Annotated in this window: 5 protein-coding genes; all 5 read left to right on the top strand. The window is 62.1% G+C overall.

Annotated features, from left to right (window positions below; all coding sequences use genetic code 11):
- Window positions 1-159: 159 nt before the first annotated feature.
- Window positions 160-951, top strand: coding sequence for a hypothetical protein (locus WAW39_RS21595; protein ID WP_422321236.1), 792 nt, complete (start codon window positions 160-162; stop codon window positions 949-951).
- Between the two features lie 16 nt (window positions 952-967).
- Entirely contained in the window at window positions 968-2,377 is a 1,410-nt protein-coding gene (locus tag WAW39_RS21590; RefSeq protein WP_422321235.1) for a hypothetical protein, read from the top strand.
- A 78-nt stretch (window positions 2,378-2,455) separates the two neighbouring features.
- A complete protein-coding gene (locus WAW39_RS21585) occupies window positions 2,456-3,226 on the top strand; it encodes a hypothetical protein (RefSeq protein ID WP_422321234.1) in 771 nt (256 codons plus the stop codon).
- 102 nt (window positions 3,227-3,328) lie between these two features.
- A complete protein-coding gene (locus tag WAW39_RS21580) occupies window positions 3,329-4,060 on the top strand; it encodes an HpcH/HpaI aldolase family protein (RefSeq protein WP_422321233.1) in 732 nt (243 codons plus the stop codon).
- 47 nt (window positions 4,061-4,107) lie between these two features.
- A partial coding sequence (locus tag WAW39_RS21575) for a DUF1553 domain-containing protein (RefSeq protein WP_422321232.1) occupies window positions 4,108-7,419 on the top strand: 3,312 nt, incomplete at its 3' end.

The following is a 7,419-nucleotide window of genomic DNA, read 5'->3' as shown; positions in this document are numbered from 1 at the left end:
GTACGGCCCTGGGCGCGGCATCCCGGACAAACCCATCTTTGCCGAGCTGGCGCTCACGGCCGACGAGATCGCGGAGATTGATTTCCGCTTTGAAGCCTTGAGGCCGTATTTGAAGCCCAATCCACCGCGCTTCGACGCCGCCACCCGATGACCCTGCACATGAGGCTTCTCCTTTTCGTTTCCGTTCTTTTCGGCCTGCACGGCCTTCGTGCTGCTGATGACTTTCATGCCACGGCCTGCGAGGGCGCCTATCCGCGCCATCTCCAGGGCATCTGCACGGATGGCAGGGGCAGCATCTACTGGTGCTGGACCGATGCGCTGGTGAAGACCGACGCCAACGGCCATGTGCTCAAGAAAGTGCCTGTGGCCAGCCATCACGGAGATCTCTGCTACCACGGCAGCCGCGTCTATGTGGCGACGAATCTCGGAAAGTTCAACCAGCCAGCGGGTGCCGCGGACTCGTGGGTTTATGTCTATGATGCCGACACCCTCGCCGAGCTTGCGAAGCATCGCCTGCCGGAACTGGTGCACGGCGCGGGCGGCATGGAGCATCACAACGGAAAATTCATCGTCATCGGCGGGCTGCCGCCCGGAGTGAACGAAAACTACCTCTACGAATACGACGAAAATTTCCACTTTCAGAAACGCCACGTGCTCGCCAGCGGCTACACGCTCATGGGCATCCAGACGGTGGCCTATGCCAATGGCGCGTGGTGGTTTGGCTGCTATGGCAAGCCCTCGGTGCTGCTGCGGGCGGATGAAAAATTTCAGTTCACCGGCAAATGGGATTTCAACGCCTCCGTCGGCATCGCACCGATCAGCGGCGGCCGCTTCCTCCTGGCCCAAAACACGGCCATCAAAGACGACGATGGCAAAACCAAGGCCAACCAGGCCCGCGTCGTCATCGCCCGCCCCGACGAAAAGGCCGGGCTGGTCACCGACAAGCCATAACCGCATTGACTCAACCATGAAAAACACGCTCCTCATCTGTCTTGCCCTTCTGCCCATCATCACCACGGCGCAGGACAAAGTCTTCAAAGCCGGCGCGGCCACCAGCAACATCACGCCACCGATCGGCATGACGATCGTGGGCAACTTTGCTCCTCAGCCCATCTCAAAGCAGGTGCACGACGAGCTGCATGTGCGCTGTCTGGCGCTTGATGATGGCAAGGCAAAGCTTGTCTTTGCCGTGGCGGACAATCTTCATTTCGCACGTGATGTCTGGGACGAAGCCCGGAAGAAGCTGGAGGCTGATACGGGGATCCCGGCATCTCACATGATGTTCTCCTCCACCCATACGCACTCCAGCGTGTCGGTCATCACCAACAAAGATGCGGGGTTCGACTACCGCAGCCTCGTCATCTCCCGCGTGGTGGATGGCGTGAAGCGCGCGCTGAACAACCTGGAGCCGGCCCGCATCGCCTGGGGCACGGGCAAACTGCCGCAGTGGGTCGGCAACCGCCGCTGGATTCTGAAGGAAGGCGTCACCAATCCCAATCCGTTTGGCGGACAAGACCGCGCTGTGATGAATCCGAGCGGCATGCTCATTCCGCGCCTGGAAGGCCCCGCCGGCCCGACGAACCCCGAGGTCTATTGCCTCTCCTTGCAGGCCACTGATGGCCGCCAGATCGCGCTGCTGGCAAACTACTGGCTGCACTATGTCGGCGGCGTGCCACGCGAGGATTTGTCGGCAGATTATTTTGGCGAGTTCTGCCGCAGCATCGAGCAGTCCCTCGGTGCGCCGTGCGTCGGCATCCTCGCCAATGGTCCCTGCGGTGACGTGAATAGCAACGACTACAGCGGCAAGACTCCCGCTGTGAATTACAAGCCTTATGAGAAGATCAAAGCCGTCGCCGGCGACCTTGCGCGGGAGGTGCTGCGTGTTCGCCAGACACTCAAGCATCAAGACTGGGTGCCGCTGCAAGCCGCCGCCAGCGATTTGGAGCTCGCCGTGCGCCGCCCGACTCCGGAGATGGTCAAGTGGGCCGAAGCTGTGCTCGCCAAGCCGAAAGACGCCACGCCCGTGCACCGCCTCGAACAGCCCTACGCCGAACGCGTGATGGCAGTGAAGAAAGCCAAGCCCGACACGATCCAGGCTTACCTTCAGGCCTTTCGCATCGGCGATCTCGGCATCACGTCCATTCCCTTCGAGGTCTTCACTGAAACCGGCCTCGAAATCAAAGCGAAGAGCCCCTTCAAAGACACGTTCACCATCGAGCTCGCATCAGGCAGCAACGGCTATCTTCCCACGCCGCGTCAGCACGACCTCGGCGGCTACGAAACCTGGCTCGGCACCAATCGCGTCGAGCGCGAGGCGTCCGTCAAGATCACCGCAAAAGCCCTGGAACTGCTGCAAAGCGTGCATGCCGCACCATGAAACCCAGCTTACGAACGCCGCGTCGGTGTGCGTTGATCTGCGAATGAACAGAACGTGTCTGATTGAAAAATCACAAGAATGAAGTCCTTCCTTTATGCTCTCCTCGCGCTTTTGAGCGGTGCTCTCCCCACCTTCGCGGCGCCACCCATCACCTGCCAGGCCGAGGCAAGCGGGCATCTTCAGGGATTCGATGCCGATGGCTCGTTCATCTACTGGTCGATGTTCACGAATCTTGTGAAGACGGATTTTGCCGGGCGCGTCGTTGCCGAGCGGGCTGTCGATCCGCATCATGGCGATTGCTGTGTTCACGACGGCAAAGTCTATGTGGCGACCCAGAACCGGACGAAGGAAAGGCGCGGCGTGTTTATCAACGTCTATTCGTGTGACGACCTGCGACCAGTGGGGGAGTTTACCATCAACTTTCCCTTCGAGGGTGGAATCGACGGTATCACCTATGCGGACGGCTTCTTCTACGTGGGAGAGGGGAAGCCGAAGGACAGCGCGCAGCCTTTTAACTGGGTCCATAAGTTCACGCCTGACTTCGTCGCCGTCGAAAAGATCAAGGTTCCCGGTCAAACGACGTATGGCATTCAGACCATCACCTTTGCACACGGATTCTTCTGGCTGGGCACCTACAGCAAAGAGCGGACCTACCAGTGCGCCCCCGACTTCAAACTCGTCACGCACCACGAAGTGGACATCTCTGTCGGCGCATTTGCCCTGCCGAAAGGCCCCGGTGGTGAAGCCCGGCTGATGGTGGCTAGAAACATCAAAAAGGAGAATGGCCTCTGGACGGCATCGGCTGCTCCGGCGATCCTGAAAGATGGACGGCTCGTGATGGAAAAGTAGACCTCGCGAGAATTCACGTGCTCGACAGAAGCAAGGGCCTCAAACTCTGGCAGGCACGGTTTCAAAAACCAGCATTCTTCTTCAACATCTCCCCGACTCCTCATGCAAACTGAAGCACGCAGCTCTGACCTCCAACTCGGCACCTGGTTGCAGACCGGCTCTCCCATTGTTGCCGAGCTCGCTGACCTGAGCGGCTTCGACTGGTTGCTCATCGACCTTGAGCACGGTTGCGGCACGGAGGCGGCGGTGCTTTCACAAATCCAGGTGATTCGCCATGCCGCCGCCATCGTCAGGGTCGGCGCGCCGCATCCTGAACTCATCGCGCGTTCGCTGGACTGGGGCGCGGCCGGCATCATGGTGCCGATGGTGTCCACTGCTGAGAAGGCGGCCGCCTGTGTGCGTGCCGTGCGCTATCCACCACATGGCGACCGCGGCCTGGCTGGCATGGTGAGAGCCTATGACTACGGCCTCCATCGCGACATGCCGCAGCCTGTTTTCTATGCGCAGATCGAGACCATCGAAGGCGTGGAAAACGCGCGGGCCATTGCCGCCGTGGACGGTGTGGATGTGCTCTTCATCGGGCCGATGGATTTGAAACTCCAGCTTCAGTCCTACCCGGAGCGCGCCCGTCTCGAGTTTGCCGCCTGCCTGCGGGAGGTGGCGTCTGCTGCCCGGGAGGCTGGCAAGGCCTGTGGTCTGCTCTGCCGCCAGACGGATGATTTTTCGGAGCTGCAAGCGCTCGGCTTCACCCACCTAGCCATCGAGACGGACATCACGCTCCTGCGTGAGAGCTACCGCAACGTCATTCAACCTCTTCGCGAAAAGAAAGCATGAATCCGAGAGCCCTGATTGTGTTATCCGCCCTGTTGCAAGCTTCAGGCATGAGTCTGCACGCGAATGATGGCAGGCCGGTGCTGCAGCTGGACTTTGGCCAGGAGGAGTCGGCTCCGTTGATTGCGGTGGGCGGGGTGGTGCGGGATCAGGCGGGACCGCGTCCGCCGGAGTTTCCGGACTTTGAGGCGGACAACACGGCCATTCAGTTGCAGGGGAAAGGCTCGCGTTACGAGATCAAGGATACGGGAGCGCAGAGTCCGTTCGATTTCACGAATGGCGATGCCATCACGCTGGAGACATGGGTGAAGGTGGACAAGATCAGCCCTGGACAGCCGGTGTATCTGGTCGGCAAGGGACGCACCAACTCGCCGCATTTCGCGCGCAACAATCAGAACTGGTCGCTGCGGGTCATCGGCGGGAGCGAGGGGCTGGCGCACCTGAGTTTTCTTTTTGCCAGTGCTCCTGCGCCCGGTGGTGGAAACACCTGGCACCTCTGGAACTCGGCGGCGTCCTTTCAGATCAAAACGGGCTGGCATCATGTGGCAGTGGCGTACGAGTTTGGCAGGCCGGAAACGATGCGCGGATGGATCGACGGCGTGGTGACTGATGGAGTCTGGAGCGTGGACGGAGCCACCACGAAGGCGCCCGTGGTGGATGATGACGATGTCTGGATCGGCTCATCGCTGGGCGGCAGTGCGGGGAACAGCCTTCAGGGCTTTCTGGATGATCTGGTCATCCATCGCCGCGCTCTGGGCGATTCGGAGATCGCAAAACATTGCCGGCGCACAGGCGGCCCCATGGTGGTGCTGCCTGAGAAACCGGAGATGCCGAAGCTGGGACCTATCACCGATGGAAAGGTGCTCGTGCAGTTCAGCGAGGGGCTCCCCGCCTTTAACCGCTGGCCCGCCAAGGCGGAGCTGCCGGCGGAGACGGACCGTTGGATGAGCGATGCGTTCCTGCTGCCGCGTGTGCCGCTGCGCTACGATGACTGGGGCATCCGCTCGGAGTGGAAATCGCCGTTGCTGCTGCGGATGGCGGCGGATGTGGCGTTGCCAGAGGGATCGCGGCGGTTTCTGCTGCGCGCTCGTGCGCTGGCCCGGCTGTGGGTGGATGGCGTGATGATCGCCGAGACGAAACCAGCCGATGGTAGCACGCCAAACGGACACGATGACGTCACGCCGCTGGCGACGCCACCGCTGCCTGGTCTGCGCGTGAAAGACTATCATCATCAGGAGGTGTTTGGCACGGCGCAGCTTCGCGGAGGCAAAGGGCGCATTGTCTTGGAAGTGGTGGTCGGTGGCAAAAACCAGCGCACTGAAACCGGCGAGCTGTGCGTGGCCATCGAGACGGAGGACGGGAAGTCGTTTTCCATTCTCCGAGCTGGCAGCAGGCCCGGCCTGGCATTGACCGATGCAGCGGTGGAGCCTGTGCTGGCGCAAATGGAGAAAGCCCTGTCTGATCTGGATGACACTCATCGGCGGACTGCCGCACGCTCGCGCGATGCATTCTGGCAAAAACGCCACGACCTCGCCCGCGAGTGGGTGGCGCAAAATCCCGCGCCTGCTCCCCCCAAGGGCGGTCACCCCATTGATGCCTTCATCGATGCGAAGATCGCCGCCGCCGTTGCATCAAACGCCGCTGCGTCCGGCGACTCGGGCGCTTTTCAAAAAGACATCCTGCCCATCCTCCAGGAGAAGTGCTTCCGCTGCCACGGCGAAAAGGACAAAGGCGGGCTGAAGCTGACCTCGCGAGCAGCGGCATTGCACGGAGGCGATTCGGAGATTCCCTCGATCGTGCCGGGCAAACCGGAGGCCAGCGAGATGATCGTGCGCCTGCGCGCGGAGGACGATTCGCTCGTCATGCCGCCATCGGGCGACCCGCTGGGCAAGGCGCAGATCGCGAAGCTGGAGACGTGGATTCGTGAGGGAGCTGTCTGGCCTGCCACGCCGGTCGCGCCCGAGAAGCTCGTCAAGTCAGCGCTCACCAGCGACGAGGCCTTTCTCCGCCGCATCAGCCTCGATCTGATCGGCCTGCCGTCCACGGCGGCAGAAGCGCGTGCATTTCTCGCTGACTCCGCGCCCGACAAACGTACGCGCCTGATTGAGCGTCTGCTCTCAGATGCACGTGGCGCGGAGCATCAGATGGCCGGCTGGCTCGATGTGCTGGCGGAGAATCCGACGCTCATCAACTCCTCACTCAACAGCACCGGGCCGTTTCGCTGGTTCCTGCTCGATGCGTTGCGCGATGGCAGGAGCCTCGACCGCATGGTCACCGAGTTGATGATGATGCGCGGCGATGTCGGACGCGGTGGCAGCGCGGGTTTTGGCCTCGCGGGGGAAAATGACGCGCCCTTTGCCGCGAAGGGTTACATCATCGCGGCCGCGTTTCTGGGCATCGAGCTGCAGTGCGCGCGCTGCCATGATTCGCCCTACCACAGCACCACGCAGCGCGATCTTTATTCGCTCGCGGCGATGCTCTCGCGCAAGACGGTGACGGTGCCCGCCACGAGCCGGGTGCCCGCCGGTTTCTTCGAGAAGAAGGGCCGCGAGTCTCTCATCAAAGTCACGCTCAAGCCCGACGAACCTGTCACGCCCGAGTGGCCCTTTGCTGCCGCCACGGGCACGGCTGATGGGAGCCGCATCGACCGCCTGATGGACGATCCGAAGGACACCCGGGAGCGTTTTGCCGCGCTCGTCACCGCGCCGGACAACCGGCGCTTTGCGCGTGTCTTTGTGAACCGCATCTGGAAGCGGCTCATGGGCGCAGGCTTTGTCGAGCCTGCCCACGACTGGGAAGGCCGCGATGCCAGCCACCCTGAGCTGCTCGACTGGCTGGCCGCTGATTTTGTCGCACACGATTACGATCTACGGCATCTGCTGCGGCTCATCGTGACATCCTCCGCTTATCAGCGCGAACCCACGTCTGACAACCTCGCCGCGCTGCCAGCCAACGAGCGCTTTTTCAGCGCGCCGGGGCGGCGGCGGCTCACAGCGGAAGAGATCGTGGATTCGCTGCACTTCGCCGCTGGAAAGGCCATCGACTCCGAGGAGATCACCTTCGTCCACGATGGCCGTCACGCGCTGGAGCGCAGGCAGACACTCGGCGTGCCGCATCGTGCATGGATGTTCGCCAGTCTGAACAACGAACGCGACCGCCCCAGCCTGGCCCTGCCTCACGCGCAAACAACGGTGGATGTGCTGGAGGCCTTTGGCTGGAACGGCTCGCGGCAGATGCCCATCTTTGATCGTGCCACGGACCCGAATCTTCTCCAGCCTGGCATCCTCGCGAATGGCACGCTGGTGCAGTCGCTCTCCCGCGCCTCATGGCGCAGCGAGCTGGCCGATCTCGCTGTGCAGGCG

The sequence above is a fragment of the Prosthecobacter sp. genome (genome assembly GCF_049294395.1).
Lineage (GTDB): Bacteria > Verrucomicrobiota > Verrucomicrobiia > Verrucomicrobiales > Verrucomicrobiaceae > Prosthecobacter.
This window is presented reverse-complemented; position numbering and strand designations above follow the sequence as displayed.